Raw genomic sequence first — 20,663 nt, 5'->3', positions numbered from 1 at the left:
GATGAGTGCATTGCCCCCGTGCCGAGCTTGCTGCCAGGCCACATTTTCGCGCGTTGACCGCAAGACGCAAGGGAAAGACCTTTTCGCCCATGTCTCCTCCTAACAAGTCTGCTCCTAACCAGCCTGATCCGACTGCACTCGCAGGCAAGGCCGCTGCCCTGCCGGCGCTCGACATCGCCCGTTTCCGCGAGGCGATGAGCCGAATCGCCACCGCTGTCCATGTTCTGACGACGGATGGCGTCAGCGGGCGCTGCGGCGCGACCGTGTCCGCGGCCTGTTCGCTGACCGACAGTCCGCCTGCACTGGTCGTCTGCGTCAACCGCTCCAGCCGCATCCACGCAGCCGTGATGGAGAACCGGGTGTTCTGCCTCAACACGCTGGCCGGACACCAGAGCGGGCTCTCGGACACGTTCGCCGGCCGCAATGGCGCGGACATGGAGCCGCGCTTTGCCAGCGCCGAATGGATCACCGGCGCAACTGGGGCACCCGTGCTGGTCGGCGCATTGATGAGCGCAGATTGCAGCCTGATGCAAAGCCACGATGTCGGCTCGCATTCGATCTTCATCGGCGCGCTTAAGGATGTGCGACTGGGCGAGGCGCATGACGCCCTGATCTACAAGGCCCGCTCCTATCACAGCCTCTGAGGTCGCAATCACGCCTTGCACCTGGGCCAAAAGCCGATCAGGCTCGGGGCGTCCGGAACCTTGTCCGTTCTCAGGTCCGGCTGACGGAGGACCGCTATGCCGGGATTGAGTGATACGCTGCGCAACCTCATCACCGACGTACCCGGACTGTCCGTGGGCTGGGCCGATGATCTTGACCTGAAGTCCGGCGTCACGGTCATCCTGCCCGACCAGCCGGCAGTGGCTTCGGTCGCCATTCATGGCGGCGCTCCAGGCACGCGCGAGATCGCACTGCTGGAACCCGAGCAAACCGTGGAAGCCGTTGATGCCATCGTGCTGGCCGGCGGATCTGCCTTCGGCCTTGATGCTGGTGCGGGCGTGCAGGGACGGTTGGCGGAAATGGGACGCGGCTTTCAGGTCGGCCCGGTGCGCGTGCCGATCGTTCCCTCGGCGATCCTGTTCGACCTCCTCAACGGCGGCAACAAGAGCTGGGGCGAGATGGCCCCCTATCGCGACCTTGGACGCGCGGCACTCGACACGGTCTCACGCGATTTCCCGCTCGGCTCGCACGGCGCCGGCTGCGGTGCGACGACGGCCAACCTCAAGGGCGGGCTCGGCTCGGCCTCGATCCGGCTGGAGAACGGGGTGACGGTTGGCGCCATCGTTGCCGTCAATGCGCTGGGCCGGGCAACCGTTGGCGATACGCGGCACTTCTGGGCCGCCCCTTACGAGCGCAACGGCGAGTTCGGCGGACTGGGCTATCCCACCCCCCTGCCCGAGGATACCGTCAGCGTGCGGACAAAGCTCGACGCGCTGTCAGCGGGCGCGAACACCACAATCGCGGCCGTCGCCACCGATGCGGTCCTGACCAAGGCGGAAGCCAAGCGCCTTGCCGTGATGGCGCATGATGGCCTCGCCCGGGCGCTGTGGCCGGCGCATACGCCGCTGGATGGCGACCTGGTGTTCGCAATCTCGACGGGCCAGAAAAAACTGGAGCGGCCGATGGCAGACATGGTGCAGCTGGGGGCAGCTGCCGTGTCCACCCTCGCCCGCGCCATTGCCCGGGGCATCTACCACGCCACACCGGCACCGGGGGATCCGGTGCCGACCTGGCAGCAGCGCTTCGGTTAGAGACTTAGACCAAGGCGCTGAGATGCTGACGCATCACGCCTTGAAAATGCTCAATCGCTGCACGGGCTTGACCAACTCTCGGTGAGTCAAGCTCACCGACAGTTGGTCTTACTCTGCCGCAGCCATGAACCCTTCAGAACCGTTGCCGGTAACGAGTTTCTGCATCAGCTGGGCGCGCTTGGCCTCGGCCTTGGCAAGGTTTGCTTCCTTCACCGGGCCAAAGCCACGCACCAGATCCGGCACGCGGGCGATCTCCACCAGAAGGCCGTAGCTCGCCGTGCCCAGGTGACCGGTGAGAACCGCGACATCGGCGCTGTAGCTGTCGACCAGCGCCCGTTCCGCCTTGCGCTCGGTGTTGTAGCCAAAGATGTCGAGCCTGGTGCCGCGCAGCGATTTGAACTTCGACAACAGGCGGAAGGCGGTGAAGATCCAAGGGCCGAAGCCGATCTTCGCCGGACGGCCCGTCTTCGGATCCTTGCGATGGGCCAGAAGCGGCGGGGCCAGCAGGACTTTCAGCTTCTTCGGATCATCGAACTGCGCCAGCAGCTTCGCCTTGAAGGCCGGGTCGGCATAGAGCCGCGCGACTTCATACTCGTCCTTGTAGGCCATCACCTTGTAGAGCATGTCGGCGACCGTCTCGGTGAGGCGGAAGGTGCCCGGACCATGGGTCGCGTCGGCCTTGCGCAGGTCGCCAACCAGCGCTGTGAAGCGGTCGGCATAGGCAGCGTTCTGGTAGGCAGTGAGTTCCCGGGCGTAGCGGGAGATCTTCTCGTCCAGCGTCTCGGGTGCCGGCTTTTCCTGGCCCGGCAGGGCGGACAGGATCTTCGCAGGATCGGCAGCCAGCACGCGCCCGGCGCGGAAGGCCTTGATGTTGCTGGCCACAGACGCGCCGTTCAGCTCCAGCGCGGCCTCGATGGCTTCGGCATGCAGCGGCAGGCCGCCGGCCTGATAGGCCATGCCGACCAGCATCATGTTGGCGTAGATGGCATCGCCGAAAAGCTTCTCGGCAACGCTCGCCGCATCAATCGGCAGGCAGGCGCGCGAGGCGGCTTCCAGCGACTTCAGCATCCGCGCCTCATCGAAGGACAAGGTCTGCTTCAGGACGAATTCGGCCGTCGGCGCCACGCGGGTATTGGCGACACTCAGCATCACCGGACGGTTGGCCAGCGCCAGCTGTTCGGCGTTGGTGGCAACGACCATGTCAGAGGCGATCAGCACATCGAGCGCGGCTGTCGGCACGCGCGGTCCCTCAATGCCCCGCTCAAGCGAGGCAAAGCGCACGTGCGAGGTGACCGGGCCGCCCTTCTGGGCAAGGCCGGTCATATCCAGTGTCGAGGCCTGGATGCCATCCAGATGCGCCGCCATGGCGAGCACGGCGGAGATGGTCGTCACGCCCATGCCACCGATACCGGCAACGAGCAGGTTGCGGGTGCGCTCCAGCCCCGGCAGCTCGACCTCGGGCAGGTCCGCCAGCATGGCGTCGATGTCGAGGCCCTTGGTGGTCGCCTTGCGCAGGGCCGCGCCGCCAACCTCGACGAAGGACGGGCAGAAGCCCTTCACGCAGGAGAAGTCCTTGTTGCAGCTCGACTGGTTGATCTGGCGCTTTTCGCCGAAGGCGGTCTTCAGCGGCTCGACGGAGAGACAGTTGGACTGCACCGAACAGTCACCGCAGCCCTCGCACACACGATCGTTGATGAACAGGCGCAGATCCGGATCGGGGAACGAGCCCTTCTTGCGGCGGCGGCGCTTTTCGGCCGCGCACGTCTGGTCATAGACGATGACGGTGACGCCCGGCACGGTCTGGAACTCGCGCTGCACATCCATCAGGAGATCGCGGTGCACGACCTGGGTCAGCGGGGCCAGATCGCTGCGGCCGATATAGGCATCGGGGTTTTCCGAGACGACGGCAATGCGGTCAACGCCTTCGGCCTCGAGCTGCCGGGTGATCTGCGGCACGGTGAGCGTGCCGTCATGCGGCTGGCCGCCCGTCATGGCGACGGCGTCGTTGTAGAGGATCTTGTAGGTGATCGGCATCTTCGCGGCGATCGACTGACGGATCGCCAGAATGCCGGAATGGAAATAGGTGCCATCGCCCAGGTTGGCGAAAACGTGGGTGTCGTTGGAGAAGTCCTTCTGGCCGACCCACAGCACGCCCTCGCCGCCCATGGCGATCTGGCCGTCGGTGGTGCGTCCGGCCTGCTCGGTCATGGCGTGGCAGCCGATGCCCGGCAGTGAGCGCGAGCCTTCCGGCGTCTTGGTCGAGGAGGAATGCGGGCAGCCGGAGCAGAAATAGGGCACGCGCGCGGCCCGTTCGGCATGGCCTTGCGCCCACATGACCTGCATCGTCATCTTTTCGCTGACGGCGCGCATCTCGTCGGTGACGATCTCGTCCGGCAGGTACTTCAGCAAGGCCTGCAGGATTTCCGCGACAGACAGCTCCAGCACATCCGACAGGAACGGCGAGCCATCCGGCGTGCGCTTGCCCCAGATCAGCGGGCGCGAGCCTTCCGGCCAGTGGTAGGAGATCGACTTGATCTGCGGCTCCATGAAGGCCCGCTTGTGCTCGACGACGAGCAGCTTGGACAGGCCCCGGCCGAATTCGGTGAAATTGTAGGGCTCCAGCGGCCAGGGCATGGCCACCTTGTAGACGGCAAGGCCGATGTCACGGGCGCGGGCCTCGGTGATGCCGAGAAGGTCCAGCGCCTGCAACAGGTCGCGGAAGGCCTTGCCGGTGGCGACAATACCGAAGCGAGGACGGCTGGCACCGAAGGCGATGGCATCCAGCCGGTTGGCACGGACATAGGCCTGGGCCGCCGGGATGCGCACGTCGCGCAGGAGGCGTTCGGTCTCGAGCCGGTTGCCCAGCAGCAGCACGCGGTTGAGATCCTGCTCGGCCCACGGATCGCTGTCCGGGCGCAGGAACTTCAGCCGCTGCGGGGCAACGGAAATGGTCGCCGACGCGTCCATCGTGTCGGCAAGGCAGATCATCGCAGTCCACAGACCGGCATAGCGCGACAGTTCGAAGCCGTGCAGGCCGTAGTCGAGAACTTCCTGGATATCGGCCGGATTGAGGACGGGCATTTCGGCGTGCTCGAAGAAGAACTCGCTTTGCGCCGGAAGGATCGAGGATTTGGCAAGGTGGTCGTCGCCGGCAAGGGCCAGAACGCCGCCGTTGCGATCGACCCCCGAGGCATTGGCCTGTTTCAGCACATCGCCAGCCCGGTCCACGCCGGGGGCCTTGCCGTACCAGATGCCGAAGACGCCGTCGTAGCTGGAACCGCGCCCGTGCTGGCGCACCTTCTGTGAACCCCAGACCGCAGTGGCGCCGAGCTCCTCGTTGACGCCCGGCTTGAACACCACGTCATGGGAGGCAAGATGCCGGCGCGCCCGGGTCAGCTCGGTGTCGTAGCCCGCCAAAGGGGAGCCGCGATATCCGGAAATGAAGCCTCCCGTCTTCAGTCCCGCGTCCCGGTCGAGGCGCTTGCGATCCAGCGCCAGACGCACCAGCGCCTGGATGCCGGTGAGATAAATTCGGCCGTCCAAGGCCACAAACTTGTCGTCCAGCGTTACGGACTTGCGGGCCAGATCGTCACGTGTGACGATGGGTGCATAGGCGTTCATCGGATCCCCTCCTCGGCCGGTCCGACGACGCTTTGACGGCATCGCCGGATCACTGCCTCTCGAAGAACCAATATCGTCCTTTTCCGCGATAATTTCTGTGCTAATGTGCCGGCACAAGAGCCTAAAGCGGCGCAATCCTTCCAAGAAGCCGGGAATGACCGAAAATTTTCTCCTAGACCCTTCCGACATCCGCGTGTTGCGGGTGCTGCAGCGGGACGCGTCCCAGTCCATTGCTGAAATTGCCAAGGCGGCCGGCATGAGCCAGACGCCGTGCTGGCGCCGTATCAAGAAGCTGAAAGAGATGGGGGTCATCCGTCAGGTCGTGGCTGTCGTCGACCGGGAATCAGTCGGTCTCGGCTTCGTCTCCTATGCCTTCGTGAAGCTGACCGTACCCAGCCGCGAGAACATGGAGACCTTCGACAAGCTGGTGCATCACTGGCAGGAGGTCGTGACCTGTGAGCGCATCACGGGCGCCGTCGATTACCTGATCAAGGTGGTGACCGAAGACATCAAGGCCTACGACAACTTCCTGCGCCTGAAGCTTCTCGACAACACGCTTGTGTCGGACGTGCAATCCCGCATCGTGGTCAACACGGTGAAGGACACCGTCGCCCTGCCACTGCGCGAGCGCTGAGGCGACAAGTCAAGCGGCATTCATCATCAAAACCGATTAGGCGACAGCGGGCCGGGATCCACGAAGGGGTCCTGGCCCGTGATCATTTCGGCGATCAGGCGGCCAGTGACCGGTCCGAGCGTGAAGCCGACATGGCCGTGGCCGAAGTTGAGCCACAGGCCGGCCTCGCCAGGCGCGGCGCCCGTGACGGGAAGAGAATCGGCAAAGCAGGGCCGCGCACCCATCCAGGGCTCGGATTCCGCCGGTGGTCCAAGCGGAAAGATCTCCTTCGCCCGCTCAAGCGCCTTGCCGATCTGCACCGGCGACGGCGGCGCATCTCGGTCGCGGAACTCGATCCCCGTGGTGAGACGGATGCCCTTTTCCATTGGCGTCAGGACATAGCCGTGTTCCATGTCGACGACCGGCCGCGTCAGGGTGGCGTTGGGCGGATGCTTGTAGTGCAGATGATAGCCACGCTTCACGATCATCGGAAAGCGCAGGCCGAAGGTCTTCAAGAGGTCCGGCGCCCAGGGCCCGAGACAGACGACGGCCGCCCGACCCCACACCGGCCCACGGTCCGTCGCCACAGCCCAGCCCCCCCGGGAGCGGCTGAGACGGCGCGCATCACCGAGGTAAAGGTGGCCGCCGCGGTCGACCACCGCCTTGGCAAAGGCCTTGGTGACACCACCGGGGCTGGAGACTGACTGACTGTCCGGCCAGTAGACGCCCTGGCAAGTGTCCGCCATCAGCGCTGGTTCCAGCTCGTTGATCTCCAGCGGACCCAGTTCCTGATACTCGGCCCCGAAGATCCGGGCAAAGTGTCGCTCGATCTCGGCGGCGCGGTAGGCCGGCTCGCTGCGATAGAGATGCAGCCAGCCGGTCTTGCGGTAGAATTTCTCGCAAGCCGCAAGACCAGCGAGCACCTGGTGCTCGGCAACCGCCTGCCGCTCAAAACTGTCGATGGCATGGGCAAAGCGCTGCAGGGCCGGCCGCGATGACTGCCGCTTCAGCGCGCGCAGCCAGGGCGCGATGCGCAGCAGGGTCTTCATGTCGTAGTTGACGGCCGGGCTGCGCTTCAGGGCGATGTCGAGAAGGAACCGCCATTCCTCGGGAAAGCCGATCGGCACGAAACCGTTGCGCTCGATGATGCCAGCGTTGCCATAGGAGGTTTCCTCGCCCGGCTGCCGGCGATCGATCAGGGCGACGTCAAGCCCCTTGCGCTGGAGCTGCAAGGCCGTCGAGGCCCCGACAATTCCCGCCCCCAGCACGATGACGTCTACACTTTGCACTCCCGCACCTGCCCGCGACGGTTAACCGGATGTTGCATCCGGCATTCTCCGGCATATACCCTGAAACGCAACAAGGCGCAGGGAAAATTCCGCAATGAAATTCGGCATCGGCAGCTCGCGGACCCTGGAAATGGCAGCCGCCGCCGCGATCTGGCCTGTTGCCATGGCAATACTGGCCGCCTTGCATGTGCTGCGCAGCGAGGAGGCCTTCACGCCGCGCGCCCTGGCGTTGATCTTCATCTTCGGTCTCGGCGGCCTGAGCGGCGCGCTGACCGCCTGGCCACTGGCCCTGTGGATTGCCGACCGCCGGGAAGCCGCAACCGCCCGCTTTGCCGCCCTGTTCCTGCTCCTGGGCCTTGGCACGGCCGGCATGACAGCGCTTCTCTATTTCCTGCAATTCCGCCTCTATTACGCTGCCTTTCACCAGACACCGTTCAGCCGCGACTGGGTGCTGGAGACGCTGGTGACGGGCGCGAATGCCGCCTACCTCTTTGCCATCGACGGGATCCGCATCCTGCTGCCGGCCGGCCTGCCGCTGCTCGTTGCGGCGGCACTGGTCTTTGTGCGCCGGCGAAGCCGCGAGGCGCGCCACGCTGATTGAGGTTATGGGCGCTACCTGCTATTGGCACCGCCAACATCCCTGAAAAGACGAGGCCCGCGATGATCCCGCGCTATTCCCGCCCCGACATGGTCGCCATCTGGTCGCCAGAGACGAAGTTCCGCATCTGGTTCGAGATCGAGGCGCATGCCTGCGACGCGCTGGCCGAGATCGGCGTGATCCCGAAGGAAGCGGCAAAGACCATCTGGGAAAAGGGCGGCCCGGCCACCTTTGACATCGAGCGCATCGACGAGATCGAACGCGAGACCAAGCATGACGTCATCGCCTTCCTAACCCATCTGGCCGAGATCGTCGGTCCGGATGCACGCTTCGTGCACCAGGGCATGACCTCCTCCGACGTTCTCGACACCTGCTTCAACGTGCAGCTGGTGAAGGCGACGGACCTTCTGCTGAAGGACATGGACGCGCTGCTCGCCGCCCTCAAGCGCCGCGCCTTCGAGCACAAGGACACCGTCACGATTGGCCGCTCGCACGGCATCCATGCCGAGCCGGTCACCTTCGGCCTGAAGCTTGCCCAGGCCTATGCCGAGTTCGACCGCTGCCGCACCCGCCTCCTGCATGCGCGTGAGGAAATCGCCACCTGCGCCATTTCCGGCGCGGTCGGCACCTTCGCCAACATCGACCCGCGCGTCGAAGAACACGTCGCCGAGGCCATGGGCCTGAAGGCCGAGCCGGTGTCGACCCAGGTCATCCCGCGCGACCGCCATGCGATGTATTTCGCCACGCTCGGCGTCATCGCCTCGTCGATCGAGCGCCTTGCGACCGAAGTGCGCCACCTGCAGCGCACGGAAGTGCTGGAAGCCGAGGAGTATTTCTCCCCCGGCCAGAAGGGCTCCTCGGCGATGCCGCACAAGCGCAACCCGGTGCTGACCGAGAACCTCACCGGTCTGGCCCGTCTGGTGCGCGGCTACGCCATCCCGGCGATGGAGAACGTGGCCCTGTGGCACGAGCGCGACATCTCGCATTCCTCCGTCGAGCGCATGATCGGCCCGGACGCGACCATCACCCTTGATTTCGCGCTCGCGCGGCTCACCACCGTCATCGACAAGCTGCTGGTCTATCCGGAGCGCATGATGGGCAACATGGACCGTCTCGGCGGCCTCGTGCATTCCCAGCGCATCCTGCTGGCTCTGACCCAGGCCGGTTCCTCGCGCGAGGACGCCTACCGTCTCGTCCAGCGCAACGCCATGAAGGTCTGGGAAAGCTACCAGGTCGCCGGCAGCGCCACGGTCGACTTCCTGACCGAGCTTCTCAACGACGCCGACGTGCGCAAGTATCTGTCGGAGGATGAGATCCGCGCCCGCTTCGACCTTGGCTACCACACCAAGGCGGTCGACGTGATCTTCAAGCGCGTGTTTGGCGAGGCGTAAGACGATGAAGACGGCAGAGGCTGAGATCCTGCTCATCCCCGGCTTCGGCAATGCCGAGGCCGGCCACTGGATGCGCCGCTGGGCGGACAAGATCTCGACCGCCCGAGTGGTCGAGCAGGACAACTGGTGGACGCCCTCGAAGAAGGTCTGGATGGAAACCCTGCTCGCGGAAATCGAGCGGGCAACCAAGCCGGTCGTGCTGGTCGCACATTCCCTGGGCTGCGTCTTCGTGGCCCATGGCGCGCATGTGCTGCCGAAGGACAAGGTCAAGGGGGCGTTTCTCGCCGCCCCCTCCGACTGGGACCGCCCCGGCCTCGTGCCGGAGTTCGACGGCGGCGACTTCGTGCCGGTGCCGCGCATGCCCCTGCCCTTCCGCACCCATGTGGTCGCCAGCCAGAATGACGAGTACTGCGACTTCGAGGTCGCGCGCGGGCTGGCCACAGCCTGGGGCGCCACGCTGCAGGACGCCGGTCACGCCGGCCACATCAACCTGGAAAGCGGCCACGGCCCCTGGCCGGAGGGCATGATGTCCTTCGCCCACTTCATGGCGCGGCTGTAACGCAGCGCCGGCACCCATTGCGGGGCAAGGCTTCAGTTGCCGGACGCTACAAGGCCAGCAGAACAGCGTTCGCGGGATGGTTGGGAGCGCCAATATTGCGGCGGTTATCCCCGCCTTGTGCGGGGATCCAGCTTTCGTCCCGAGGACGCCGGAAACTCACGGTACGCAGCAAGACCGGATGGATCCCCGCACGAGGCGGGGATGACTGCAGAATGTATTTCTACGCCCTTGGCGATACGCTCAGGCCAAGGGCGAGAGCGAAAGGTCATTCTTTTCCCGCACAGACCTCCCGCCCCTGCCCCTCACGCCAAGCGGCGCGGGCGGATGGCGTCATTGACCTTCTTGCCCACCACCAGGCTGACGGGAACCGCAACCAGAAGGCCGATGCCGGCTGCAATTGCCAGAAGCAGCGGGTTGAATTCATTGACGCCATAGACGGTCAGCGGCACGAGCGCACCGATGCCGGCAAGTGTCGGGCCGATGATGATGAAGAGGATGGCAGCAAGCTTCCACATGTGACGGGTTCCCTGACAAGGGGTTCAGCCGGAACAGGATCCGGCCCTGCTGTCACCGACCCGCCGTCCGGACGCATTCGCGCGTCCCGGGGATGACCTGGCAGGCAGGATGACCCGAGCCACCCTGCCCTGCCTTGACCCTTGTCAACCGATCCGGGCCAGCGTGTCCTTCAGCGCGGCGGAGAACAGCGTCAAATCGACGCCATGGGCGATGAAGCTGTAACCCATGTCCCTGGCCGGGCCGACGCCGGAGGCCTCCAGGCAGAAGATGCCGGCGATCTTGCCGGCAGCGCGCGTGCGTGCGGCGATATCCTGCGCAGCTGCCATCGTCATGTTGCCGCCCGGATCGAGCTTTGCCCCCTTGTTCAGCGTCAGCGACAGGTCGCTCGGGCCGACGAAGATGCCGTCGATCCCCGGCTCGGCAAGGATGTCATCGAGTGCGGCAATCGCTTCCGGCGTTTCGATCATCGCCAGCGAAAGAAGCTCGGCATTGGCGCTCGCCAGATAGTCGGCGGGCGACTTGCCGGCCAGCATCGCGCCACGCTGCGGCCCCCAGCTGCGTGCGCCAACCGGCGGATACTTCATCGCGTCGGCAAAGGCCTTGGCCTCGGCGGCGGAGTTGATCATCGGGGCGATGACCAGCTCCGCACCAAAGTCCAGCGCGCGGCTGGCCGTGCCCGATTCGCCGACCGGAATGCGGACGGCCCGGTGCGCACCCGAAAGCGCGATCGCCGCCAGCCCGTCCCGCAGGCTGGCAATGTCATGCATGCCATGCTGCATGTCGAGCGTGACGCATGGATACCCGGCCCGGCCCATGACTTCGGCAAGGATCGGAACGGCAAGGTTGGACCAGGCGGTCACGATGGTTTCGCCTGCGCGCAGACGCGTGGCGAGGCTGGGCTGGGTTGAGCTGGACATGATCTTGGATCCCTGAGCTGTCACGACTGCGCCGCGAGACGTTCGTCAGCGCTGTCCGGTTGGACCGGGATCAAAGCCGGTTCGCACTGCGACGGCAAGCCATGCGACACCGCAGGCTGTCCGGCACCCTCAAACAAGTGCACCGCTGGTCAAGACGCGCGTTTGCGGGGCCCAAAAACGAAGACCCCGCCGAAGCGGGGTCTGGAAGGCTCATCGGAGAAAGGCTTATTCGCCCTTCTGGATCTGGTCGATGGCGGTGTGCATCAGCTCGTCCATCGTGCGGCGAATCTGGTGGTCGGACTGCTCGACCTTGCCATTGTCGAAATCGCCACGGATCTTGCGGAACACGTCCTCGTCACCAGCCTCTTCGAAGTCGGAGCGAACGACTTCCTTGGCATAGGCAGCGGCTTCTTCGCCAGCGAGGCCAAGCTTGTCTGCAGCCCAGAGGCCGAGAAGCTTGTTGCGGCGTGCAGTTGCCTTGAAGCGAAGCTCCTCATCATGGGCAAACTTGCTCTCGAAGCCCTGCTCGCGATTGTCGAACGTGCTCATCTGGTGCCTCCTCATTGGCGGACAGCGTCTGTCCCCAATGTGGGGACTTTTTCGGGCTTCTCAATATCCTCCGGCGTTCGGCAAATCAACGCGATATCGCAAATGCGAGGGGGCATCGGCCGGCAAAGCAAAAGCCTGAGCCGCGCTCATTGTGCTTTTGCGAAGGATCGGTTAAGTTCCGCGCCGCTAATGCGGGGCTAAATGTCGATAACGCGGTGATTGGTCAGCGCTCGCGCCACCCGGAATCAGACGCCAAGGAGTTTCCCGCCTCGATGGATTTCCTCGAACGAACACGGTACGTGCCCATGAATCGCCGCCGGCGCATCTATGAAGGCAAGGGCAAGATCCTCTATGAGGGCCCGGAGCCTGGAACCTTGATCCAGCATTTCAAGGACGACGCGACTGCCTTCAATGCCAAGAAACACGAGATCGTCGATGGCAAGGGCGTCCTTAACAACCGGATCTCCGAGTACATCTTCAACCAGCTGAACGGCATGGGCATTCCGACCCATTTCATTCGCCGGATGAACATGCGCGAGCAGCTGATCCGCGAAGTTGAGATCATTCCGCTGGAAGTCGTGGTGCGCAATGTCGCGGCCGGCTCGCTGTCCTCGCGCCTCGGCCTCGAGGAAGGCACCCAGCTGCCGCGCTCGATCATCGAGTTCTACTACAAGAGCGATGCTCTGAACGACCCGATGGTTGCTGAAGAACACATCACCGCCTTCGGCTGGGCCACCCCGCAGGAGCTCGACGACATCATGGCGCTCGCCATCCGTGTCAACGACTTCCTGTCCGGCCTGTTCCTTGGCGTCGGCATCCGCCTCGTCGATTTCAAGATCGAATGCGGCCGCCTGTTCGAAGGCGACATGATGCGCATCGTCGTTGCTGACGAGATCTCCCCGGACAACTGCCGTCTGTGGGACATCACGACCAACGAGAAGATGGACAAGGACCGCTTCCGCCGCGACCTCGGCGGCATGCTCGAGGCCTATCAGGAAGTAGCCCGCCGTCTGGGCATCCTGAACGACAACGAGCGCCCCGGCGGCTCCGGCCCGACCTTGGTGCAGTAAGCATCCGGCATCGGTCCCTGAAACGGAAAACCCCTAGCGAACACTTCGCCGGGGGTTTTTGCTTTTCCGGGTCCTGAGCGGGAGCTTGGCTCTTTCGCGCTTGGCCTCTGTGGTGTAAGGAGCGCGCAACGGATGACCCTGTGGGGTCAAGGCGACAAGCGGAAAGACGACAGCGATGAAGGCACGTGTCACCGTCACCCTGAAGAACGGCGTTCTGGATCCCCAGGGCAAGGCCATCGAGGGGGCGCTTGGCGCGCTCGGCTTCGGCGGCATCGGCGGCGTGCGCCAGGGCAAGGTCTTCGACATCGAACTGAGCGACCGCGACGCTGCCAAGGCGCGTGAAGAGATCGCCGCCATGTGCGAGAAGCTGCTCGCCAACACGGTGATCGAGAACTACGCCATCGAGATCCTCTGACAACCCGGAGCAGGAATGGCCATGGATGAGGACAGCGCCCGCGCGATCCGCTTCCTTCTCCTCAAGGCCGCCGTGTTCATCCTGCTTCCCGCCGCCTTGAGCCTCCTGGCCGTGCTGGTCCTGCTCTAGGCGCAAACCTGACCAACGGGGAACCGAGATCATGAAGTCCGCCGTCATCCTCTGCCCAGGCCTCAACCGCGACCGCGACATGCTCTACGCGCTGGAGACGATCACCGGCAGCAAGCCGGCAACGGTCTGGCACACGGACACCGACATTCCGGACGTCGATCTCATCGTCATCCCGGGCGGCTTCTCCTACGGCGACTACCTGCGCTGCGGCGCCATTGCAGCCCGCTCGCCGGTGCTGCAGACCGTGATCGAGCGCGCTGCCAAGGGCGTGCATGTCCTCGGCGTGTGCAACGGCTTCCAGATCCTCACTGAGGCGGGCCTGCTGCCGGGCGCCCTGATGCGCAATGCCGGCTTGAAGTTCATCTGCAAGGAAGTGCAGCTGAAGACCGTCAACGCCCGCACCGCCTTCTCGAATGCCTTCAAGGAGGGCGAAGTCTGGCGCTGCCCGATTGCCCACCATGACGGCAACTACTTCGCCGATGCCGAAACGCTGAAGGCCATCGAGGACAACGGCCAGGTCGTCTTCCGCTATGCGGATGGCCAGAACCCCAACGGCTCGCTGAACGACATCGCCGGCATCGTCAACGCCAAGGGCAATGTCCTCGGCATGATGCCGCATCCGGAGAACCTGATCGAGGATCTGCAGGGCGGCAGCGACGGCCGCAAGCTGTTTGAGAGCCTCGTCGGCCAGCTGGTCGCCTGACCAGAGACACCACAGCGCGGGGACAGGACATGAGCAAGCTCGAACTGCCCCGCGACCTCCAGAGTGACATCGCAAGCCGCCTTGCCGCCTTCTGCCGCAGCGAGCTGGACATCGATATCGGGAACATGGACGCGCTGCGACTCCTCGATTTCCTGAGCCAGGAAGCCGGCAGCGCCTTCTATACGCAAGGCGTGCGCGACGCCGCCGCCCTCGCCGCCCGCCGCTTCGATGATCTCAGCGACGATCTCTCCGCCCTGGAGCGCCACGACCGGCGGTGAGCGGCTGAGACGCCAGTTTGTAATCGGGTCTGCTGCTGCCCCCCACCCCTTACCCCTCCCCACGAGGGGGAGGGGCGGCTGGCGCTTCGACCTGTTGCCTTGTTTCAAGGGCCCGGCATCTCAGCTCCCCTCCCCCTCGTGGGGAGGGGTTGGGGGTGGGGGGCAAGCGCCGCCATTGGTACGCCGGTCTTGAAGCCGCTCCCCTCCCCTTGCCGCCCCCGGTGCCGTTGTGCATGCTGGCTCAAAACGGGGGGAACTGATGACAGGCGATGATTTCTTCCAGCCGGTGTCCGGCTTTGATCTGCCGCGCTTTGCCGGAATACCGACGTTCATGCGCCTTCCGCATGTCCATTTGCGCGATGACCGGGCGGCAGACGTGGATATCGGTCTCATCGGCGTGCCCTGGGACGGCGGCACCACCAACCGCGCCGGCGCCCGCCACGGGCCGCGCCAGCTACGCGACCTGTCCACCATGATCCGCCAGGTGCATCCGCACACGGGCGTCAATCCGTTCAAGCTCGCACGCTGCGCCGACCTTGGCGATGCCCCGGTCAACCCGGCGGATGTGCAGGACGCACTCGCCCGCATCACAGGCTTCTACGACCAGGTGATGGATCTCGGCATCACGCCGCTGTCGGCTGGCGGTGACCATCTGGTGTCCCTGCCGATCCTGAGAGCCCTTGCCCGGCAAGGACCGCTCGGCATGGTGCATTTCGATGCCCATACCGATCTGTTCGACGGCTATTTCGGCGGCTTCCGCTACACCCATGGCACGCCGTTCCGCCGTGCCATCGAGGAAGAGCTGCTGGATCCGGAAAGGGTCGTCCAGATCGGCATCCGCGGCACGATGTATGACGGAGAAGACATCGAGTGGGGTGAAGCCCAGGGCGTGCGCATCATCATGATCGAGGAGCTGATGGAGCGCGGCGTTGAGCATGTGATGGACGAGGCACGCGAACGTGTCGGGCGCGAGCCCACCTATGTCAGCTTTGACATCGATGGCATCGACCCGGCCTTTGCACCGGGCACAGGCACGCCGGAGATCGGCGGGTTTACCTCGTTCCAGGCGCAGCGGATGATCCGCAAGCTCTCCGGCCTCAACCTGATTGGCGCGGATCTGGTCGAGGTCTCCCCGCCCTTCGATCCCTCTGGCGGGACCGCATGGCTGGGAGCCTCTCTAATGTTCGAACTGATGTGCGTGCTGGCCAGCGCGCGCCTGGAGCAGGGCTGAGACTCAGCCCTTCAGCAAGGCATCGATGTGGCGGATGACTTCGGTTGATGCCTTTTCCATCTCCGCCAGCGCCTTCAGTGCCCCCTCACGATCGCCCTTGGCGTGGAGGCTCGCTGCGAGCTTGCCATTGCGGTGTACGGCTTCGTGGACAGGCAGCAAGGCCGAGAACGAGGGATGACGGCGGAGCGACTGATCGGTCACGCTGTCGTACCACTTGCCCAGTCGGCAATGGTGGTGGTCGTTGAGCTCTTCCGTCTTCAGGCTCTTCAGACCAACGAACATCTCCGACAGGCGCTTCTTCCAAAGAAGATGATCCGACTTCGCCCGGTGCAGCACGTAGTTGGCGATGTCGCGCTTGTCGAGTTCGACGAACTGGGCGTTGATCACAGCTTCAGAACTGCCAACGGCCCGGATGACTTCCTCCGTGAAGCGCGTTGCGGCTTGTGAGTGGCGGGCGATGGCGTGAATGCCAGTCGCGATTTCCCGGACCGCCTCGCTCTGCTGGCTCAGGAGACCGGCGATGGCGTTCATGCGTGAAGCGTTGCTGCCCACATGCTCCAGAACCGAACCGATTTTGGTCGCGGCATCTTCAGACTGCTCGGCGCTTTCCCCGACAAGGCTTTGCACTTCGTCGACGGAGGTCATGACCTCGCCAACATGCACCTGCAGTCGCTCGATGCGGGCGCGGATGTCGTCGGTCGCCTTCTGGGTCTGACCGGACAGCTGCTTCACTTCGCTGGCAACCACCGCAAAGCCCTTGCCGGCTTCACCGGCGCGCGCGGCCTCGATGGTGGCATTCAGCGCAAGAAGGTTGGTCTGCTGGGCAAGACCATCGATCGTCGCCACGAAGGTTCCGATCTGTTCGGCAGCCATCGCCAGCTGGCGGGCGCTCTCGCTCATCTTGTCGAAGGACGAGCCGATGCGCAGCGACGAGGTCGCCGCGTTGCGCGTTGCCGTTGCCCCGCCATGCAGGGCGCCGTGCGCCACATCCATCGCCGTCGCGGCCTCGTTGGCGGTATGTGAAATCTGCTCGATCGAGGCCGTCAGCTCATCGACGCCTGCCGACATCATGCGGGCCTGCTGATCGGTATCGCGGATTTCACCGGTGATGCGCGCGGTCGCGGCCATGGCCTCGCTCGCCTGCACAGAATAGTCCACCGTCTGGCGCAGCTGTGTCTCGTCATGGCGGCCCAGCGTTGCCGCCAGCGAAGTCAGCGCATCCGCCAGTTCCCGCGGCAGAGCATCCAGACCTTCAAGGCGGGCGTGGGCTTCAAGTGCACGCAGCGCCGATACAACCGCCATCACAGGCAGCTCAGGCGTTTTACTTACGTTGCTGCTCTCTGCCGCCGTTGCCGATTTGAATCGAAACATATTCTTCCCCTTCGTCATTTATAACGATAGGTAAGTTCACAGACTGAATGAACTCTTAACAGCGCAAGTCCAGTCAGAAAAAATGCTCCACATTTGCATCACCCGGACAGCTCCAACGTTCCAGCAAAAGTGGCCAGGCACAGCCGCCCCCTTCTCGACTGTGTTTTGAGCCGTGAAGCACTCCCATTCCGCGCGGTGATCTGTTAAAGGGGGCGCGAGCCGCCACAGGCCTTGTCCCTTGCGCAACGAAGCGGATGCCCATGATCCCCAACGACATCAAGATCACCCCTGACCTCGTCGCGGCCCACGGGCTGAAGCCTGACGAATACCAGCGGATCCTCGACCTGATCGGCCGTGAGCCGACCTTCACGGAACTGGGCATCTTTTCCGCCATGTGGAACGAGCATTGCTCGTACAAGTCTTCCAAGAAGTGGCTGAAGACGCTGCCGATCACTGCCCCGCGTGTGGTCCAGGGCCCGGGTGAAAATGCCGGCGTGGTCGACATCGGCGACGATGACGTTGTCGTCTTCAAGATGGAAAGCCACAACCACCCGTCCTACATCGAGCCCTACCAGGGCGCGGCGACGGGCGTCGGCGGCATCCTGCGCGACGTCTTCACCATGGGCGCGCGCCCTGTTGCGGCGATGAACGCGCTGCGCTTCGGCGCGCCGGATCACCCGCGCACCCGCCATCTCGTCTCCGGCGTCGTCGCTGGCGTCGGCGGCTATGGCAATTCCTTCGGCGTGCCGACGGTTGGCGGCGAGGTGGAGTTCCACGCCCGCTACAACGGCAACTGCCTCGTCAACGCCTTCGCGGCGGGCCTTGCCAAGAAGGACGGCATTTTCCTGTCCAAGGCGGAAGGCGTCGGTCTCCCGGTCGTCTATCTCGGCGCAAAGACCGGCCGTGACGGCGTCGGCGGCGCAACCATGGCCTCGGCCGAATTCGACGACAGCATCGAGGAAAAGCGCCCGACCGTTCAGGTGGGTGACCCCTTCACCGAAAAGTGCCTGCTGGAAGCCTGCCTTGAGCTGATGGCGTCCGGCGCTGTCATCGCGATCCAGGACATGGGCGCGGCCGGCCTGACCTGCTCGGCCGTCGAGATGGGCGCCAAGGGCGACCTCGGCATCGAGCTCGACCTCGACAAGGTGCCGGTGCGCGAGGAGCGCATGACCGCCTACGAGATGATGCTGTCGGAAAGCCAGGAGCGCATGCTCATGGTGCTGCGACCGGAGAAGGAAGAGGAAGCCAAGGCGATCTTCGTCAAGTGGGGCCTCGACTTCGCCATCGTCGGCATGACCACCGACACGCTGCGCTTCATCATCAAGCACCAGGGCGAGGTAGTCGCCGACCTGCCGATCAAGGAGCTTGGTGACCAGGCGCCGGAATATGACCGCCCGTGGGTGGAAAGCCCGAAGCGTCCGCTGATTGCCGCCAGCGATGTGGCCGCACCTGCGGACTATGCAGACGCGCTCTTGAGGCTCGTCGGCGGGGCCAATGGCTCGTCGCGCCGCTGGGTTTACGAACAGTACGACACCCTGATCCAGGGCAACACCGCCCAGCGTCCGGGCGGCGATGCGGGCGTCATCCGCGTCAACGCCGCCGGCAAGGGCCTCGCCTTCTCCGCCGACGTGACGCCGCGCTACTGCGAGGCCGATCCGGTCGAAGGCGGCAAGCAGGCCGTGGCTGAAGTCTGGCGCAACCTGACGGCCGTAGGCGCCGAACCGCTGGCGATCACCGACAACCTCAACTTCGGCAACCCGGAAAAGCCGGAGATCATGGGTCAGTTCGTCGGCTGCATCAAAGGCATCGGCGAAGCCTGCCGCGCCCTCGATTTCCCCGTCGTCTCCGGCAACGTGTCGCTCTACAACGAGACCCACGGCCAGGCCATCCTGCCGACCCCTGCGATTGCCGGTGTCGGCCTCCTGGACAATGTTGCCAACCGCGCAAGCATCGCTTTCGCCAAGCCGGACGAGGCGATCCTGCTGATCGGAGGCCATGGCACGCATCTGGGTGCCAGCCAGTATCTCAGCGATATCCTCGGCCGCGAGGAAGGCGCCCCTCCCCCGGTTGATCTGGCAGCGGAGCGCCGCAATGGCGATCTGGTGCGGGACTGGATCCGCAGCGGCCGGACGACAGCCGTGCACGACATTTCCTCCGGTGGCCTCGCCGTCGCGTTGGCCGAAATGGCCATGGCAGGCAATCTTGGCGCCACCGTCGCGGTCGAGGGCCTCGCCCATGCCGCGCTCTTCGGCGAGGATCAGGGCCGTTATGTCGTGACCGTCGCGGCAGACGAGGCTGATGCCGCCATCGAGGACGGCCTTGACGCCGGACTGGAGATCCAGCGGATTGGCACCACCGGCGGCGCGGATTTGACTGTGGAGGGCATCCTCACCATATCCGTTGCAAAGCTGCGCGCGGCGCATGAAGAATGGTTCCCTGGCTTCATGTCGGCGCGCTGATCTTCATGGTCAGGCCGCGACCGGCGGAACGCAACGCAAGGCCCGGCAGCCCCTGCTGCCGGGACACAGGACTTCAGAGGGAAGAGGGTCTCACCGATGCCGATGGACGCGAATGAAATCATCACCCTGATCAAGGCAGCCCTTCCGGACGCCCAGGTCGAGGTGCGCGATCTGGCTGGCGATGGCGATCACTATGCGGCCAACGTTGTCTCGGAGGCCTTCCGGGGCAAGAGCCGTGTCCAGCAGCACCAGATGGTCTATCAGGCGCTCAAGGGCAACATGGGCGGCACGCTGCATGCGCTGGCGCTGCAGACCAACGCGCCGGACTGACACCATCAACCGCCGATGGCGCAAACGAATGCCGGGCCAAGCATGGCCAATGGAGACGAGGACGAAACGATGAGCATTCAGGACTGGATCAAGAACGAAGTCGAGAGCAACGACGTTGTGCTGTTCATGAAGGGCACGCCGAACTTCCCGCAGTGCGGCTTCTCCGGCCAGGTCGTCCAGATCCTCGACTACCTCGGCGTTCCCTACAAGGGCATCAACGTGCTCGAGGACGCAGACCTGCGCCAGGGCATCAAGGACTACGCCAGCTGGCCGACCATTCCGCAGCTCTACATCAAGGGCGAGTTCGTCGGTGGCTGCGACATCGTGCGCGAGATGTTCCAGAACCAGGAACTGCAGGCCGTGTTCGCCGAAAAGGGCGTCACCACCGCCTGATGCCGCAAGGGCAGAATCCTGTGGACCGGCCGTGCAGCGCGCGGCCGGTCTTCTTATGTCTGCTAGGCAAAATTTGCCGACTCGCCTAACCTGAATGGCAGGTGAATGCCGGATTAAGGGTCAGTACAGTCGTGTACCGCCATTCTCCGTACCAGGATCCGGCAGAGGCCGGACAACAGGGAGCGGGGACTATGCTGAAGACCACCAGCCTGATTGCCTGTGCAGCCTCAGTGCTCATTCTCAGCGCCGTTGCGCTGGCCAATACGCCGAGATCGGTCAATGACGAGGACCTGACGCGGATCAGCTGCGCCAGCCTGACCTTGTTTGTTGCCGCCGCGGGTGCCTCCGAAGCCGACCTCTGCCGTCCGCATGGCGGGCTGGCCGCCGCAGATGCAGCGCCCAGCAGCGAAGGCCTGGTTATCCTCGTGCGCAACACGCCTGTCGGCGGGTTCAAGGGCCGGTCGGGCTCCTGAGCGC

At 64.6% G+C, this 20,663-nt stretch carries 22 protein-coding genes; 16 read left to right on the top strand and 6 right to left on the bottom strand.

The window, feature by feature from the left end:
- The first annotated feature begins 89 nt into the window (after positions 1–89).
- Positions 90–644 (top strand): flavin reductase family protein, encoded by a 555-nt coding sequence (locus tag OVA12_RS07050; protein WP_268135754.1) that lies wholly within the window; start codon positions 90–92, stop codon positions 642–644.
- 96 nt (positions 645–740) lie between these two features.
- Positions 741–1,754, top strand: a complete 1,014-nt coding sequence (locus OVA12_RS07045) for a P1 family peptidase (RefSeq protein ID WP_268135752.1) — start codon at positions 741–743, stop codon at positions 1,752–1,754.
- 108 nt (positions 1,755–1,862) lie between these two features.
- Here OVA12_RS07045 and OVA12_RS07040 read toward each other — a convergent pair whose 3' ends face one another.
- Positions 1,863–5,375 (bottom strand): indolepyruvate ferredoxin oxidoreductase family protein, encoded by a 3,513-nt coding sequence (locus tag OVA12_RS07040; protein ID WP_268135750.1) that lies wholly within the window; start codon positions 5,373–5,375, stop codon positions 1,863–1,865.
- Between the two features lie 154 nt (positions 5,376–5,529).
- Here OVA12_RS07040 and OVA12_RS07035 point away from each other — a divergent pair, with 154 nt between their 5' ends.
- Entirely contained in the window at positions 5,530–6,009 is a 480-nt protein-coding gene (locus tag OVA12_RS07035) for an Lrp/AsnC family transcriptional regulator (protein ID WP_268135748.1), read from the top strand.
- A 26-nt stretch (positions 6,010–6,035) separates the two neighbouring features.
- Here the strand turns inward: OVA12_RS07035 and OVA12_RS07030 are convergent, their stop codons facing one another.
- Positions 6,036–7,277 carry an NAD(P)/FAD-dependent oxidoreductase gene (locus OVA12_RS07030; RefSeq protein ID WP_268135746.1) on the bottom strand — a complete coding sequence of 414 codons (1,242 nt, stop codon included), beginning with the start codon at positions 7,275–7,277 and terminating at the stop codon, positions 6,036–6,038.
- Between the two features lie 94 nt (positions 7,278–7,371).
- On the opposite strand from OVA12_RS07030, the gene OVA12_RS07025 reads away from it, so the two are divergent.
- The 3 genes from OVA12_RS07025 to OVA12_RS07015 are packed head-to-tail and all read left to right on the top strand — an operon-like array spanning position 7,372 to position 9,825.
- Positions 7,372–7,878 (top strand): hypothetical protein, encoded by a 507-nt coding sequence (locus OVA12_RS07025; RefSeq protein ID WP_268135744.1) that lies wholly within the window; start codon positions 7,372–7,374, stop codon positions 7,876–7,878.
- A 59-nt stretch (positions 7,879–7,937) separates the two neighbouring features.
- Entirely contained in the window at positions 7,938–9,266 is a 1,329-nt protein-coding gene (gene purB, locus OVA12_RS07020) for an adenylosuccinate lyase (RefSeq protein ID WP_106752902.1), read from the top strand.
- 4 nt (positions 9,267–9,270) lie between these two features.
- Entirely contained in the window at positions 9,271–9,825 is a 555-nt protein-coding gene (locus tag OVA12_RS07015) for an RBBP9/YdeN family alpha/beta hydrolase (RefSeq protein WP_268135741.1), read from the top strand.
- 302 nt (positions 9,826–10,127) lie between these two features.
- Here the strand turns inward: OVA12_RS07015 and OVA12_RS07010 are convergent, their stop codons facing one another.
- The 3 genes from OVA12_RS07010 to OVA12_RS07000 form a co-directional block, all read right to left on the bottom strand.
- The gene (locus tag OVA12_RS07010) at positions 10,128–10,340 is read right to left on the bottom strand and encodes a hypothetical protein (RefSeq protein WP_268135739.1); all 213 of its coding nucleotides are present in this window, start codon (positions 10,338–10,340) and stop codon (positions 10,128–10,130) included.
- Between the two features lie 144 nt (positions 10,341–10,484).
- Complete coding sequence (locus tag OVA12_RS07005) at positions 10,485–11,258, bottom strand: HpcH/HpaI aldolase family protein (protein ID WP_268135737.1); 774 nt, start codon at positions 11,256–11,258, stop codon at positions 10,485–10,487.
- Between the two features lie 225 nt (positions 11,259–11,483).
- Positions 11,484–11,807, bottom strand: a complete 324-nt coding sequence (locus OVA12_RS07000) for a DUF1476 domain-containing protein (protein ID WP_268135735.1) — start codon at positions 11,805–11,807, stop codon at positions 11,484–11,486.
- A 272-nt stretch (positions 11,808–12,079) separates the two neighbouring features.
- Between OVA12_RS07000 and purC the strand changes: the two genes are divergently transcribed.
- The 6 genes from purC to speB all read left to right on the top strand — a co-directional run bounded on the left by purC (position 12,080) and on the right by speB (position 15,633).
- Positions 12,080–12,877 (top strand): phosphoribosylaminoimidazolesuccinocarboxamide synthase, encoded by a 798-nt coding sequence (gene purC / locus OVA12_RS06995; protein WP_268135733.1) that lies wholly within the window; start codon positions 12,080–12,082, stop codon positions 12,875–12,877.
- Between the two features lie 175 nt (positions 12,878–13,052).
- Positions 13,053–13,292 carry a phosphoribosylformylglycinamidine synthase subunit PurS gene (gene purS, locus OVA12_RS06990; RefSeq protein ID WP_106752908.1) on the top strand — a complete coding sequence of 80 codons (240 nt, stop codon included), beginning with the start codon at positions 13,053–13,055 and terminating at the stop codon, positions 13,290–13,292.
- A 15-nt stretch (positions 13,293–13,307) separates the two neighbouring features.
- Entirely contained in the window at positions 13,308–13,421 is a 114-nt protein-coding gene (locus tag OVA12_RS06985) for a phosphoribosylformylglycinamidine synthase-associated small membrane protein (RefSeq protein WP_268135731.1), read from the top strand.
- Positions 13,422–13,452: 31 nt separating this feature from the next.
- On the top strand, positions 13,453–14,124 hold the full coding sequence (purQ, locus tag OVA12_RS06980; RefSeq protein ID WP_268135729.1) for a phosphoribosylformylglycinamidine synthase subunit PurQ: 672 nt from the start codon (positions 13,453–13,455) through the stop codon (positions 14,122–14,124).
- Between the two features lie 29 nt (positions 14,125–14,153).
- Positions 14,154–14,402: a DUF2164 domain-containing protein gene (locus tag OVA12_RS06975; RefSeq protein ID WP_268135727.1), complete on the top strand. Its 249-nt coding sequence runs from the start codon at positions 14,154–14,156 to the stop codon at positions 14,400–14,402.
- Positions 14,403–14,661: 259 nt separating this feature from the next.
- The gene (gene speB / locus OVA12_RS06970; RefSeq protein WP_268135725.1) at positions 14,662–15,633 is read left to right on the top strand and encodes an agmatinase; all 972 of its coding nucleotides are present in this window, start codon (positions 14,662–14,664) and stop codon (positions 15,631–15,633) included.
- A 3-nt stretch (positions 15,634–15,636) separates the two neighbouring features.
- On the opposite strand, the gene OVA12_RS06965 is transcribed toward speB, so the two are convergent.
- Positions 15,637–16,935: a methyl-accepting chemotaxis protein gene (locus OVA12_RS06965; protein WP_268135723.1), complete on the bottom strand. Its 1,299-nt coding sequence runs from the start codon at positions 16,933–16,935 to the stop codon at positions 15,637–15,639.
- 329 nt (positions 16,936–17,264) lie between these two features.
- On the opposite strand from OVA12_RS06965, the gene purL reads away from it, so the two are divergent.
- From purL to OVA12_RS06945, 4 genes are all read left to right on the top strand, one after another.
- Positions 17,265–19,463 carry a phosphoribosylformylglycinamidine synthase subunit PurL gene (gene purL / locus OVA12_RS06960; protein WP_268135721.1) on the top strand — a complete coding sequence of 733 codons (2,199 nt, stop codon included), beginning with the start codon at positions 17,265–17,267 and terminating at the stop codon, positions 19,461–19,463.
- A 96-nt stretch (positions 19,464–19,559) separates the two neighbouring features.
- Positions 19,560–19,793, top strand: coding sequence for a BolA family protein (locus tag OVA12_RS06955; protein ID WP_268135720.1), 234 nt, complete (start codon positions 19,560–19,562; stop codon positions 19,791–19,793).
- Between the two features lie 69 nt (positions 19,794–19,862).
- Complete coding sequence (gene grxD / locus OVA12_RS06950) at positions 19,863–20,186, top strand: Grx4 family monothiol glutaredoxin (protein ID WP_268135718.1); 324 nt, start codon at positions 19,863–19,865, stop codon at positions 20,184–20,186.
- Between the two features lie 191 nt (positions 20,187–20,377).
- Positions 20,378–20,659 carry an antitermination protein gene (locus OVA12_RS06945; RefSeq protein ID WP_268135717.1) on the top strand — a complete coding sequence of 94 codons (282 nt, stop codon included), beginning with the start codon at positions 20,378–20,380 and terminating at the stop codon, positions 20,657–20,659.
- Positions 20,660–20,663: the final 4 nt, after the last annotated feature.

Origin of the sequence: Pannonibacter sp. SL95, from assembly GCF_026672425.1 — a bacterium.
Taxonomy (GTDB): domain Bacteria; phylum Pseudomonadota; class Alphaproteobacteria; order Rhizobiales; family Stappiaceae; genus Pannonibacter.
The sequence above is the reverse complement of the archived record's forward strand: the minus strand, read 5'-3'. Positions and strand labels throughout refer to the sequence as shown.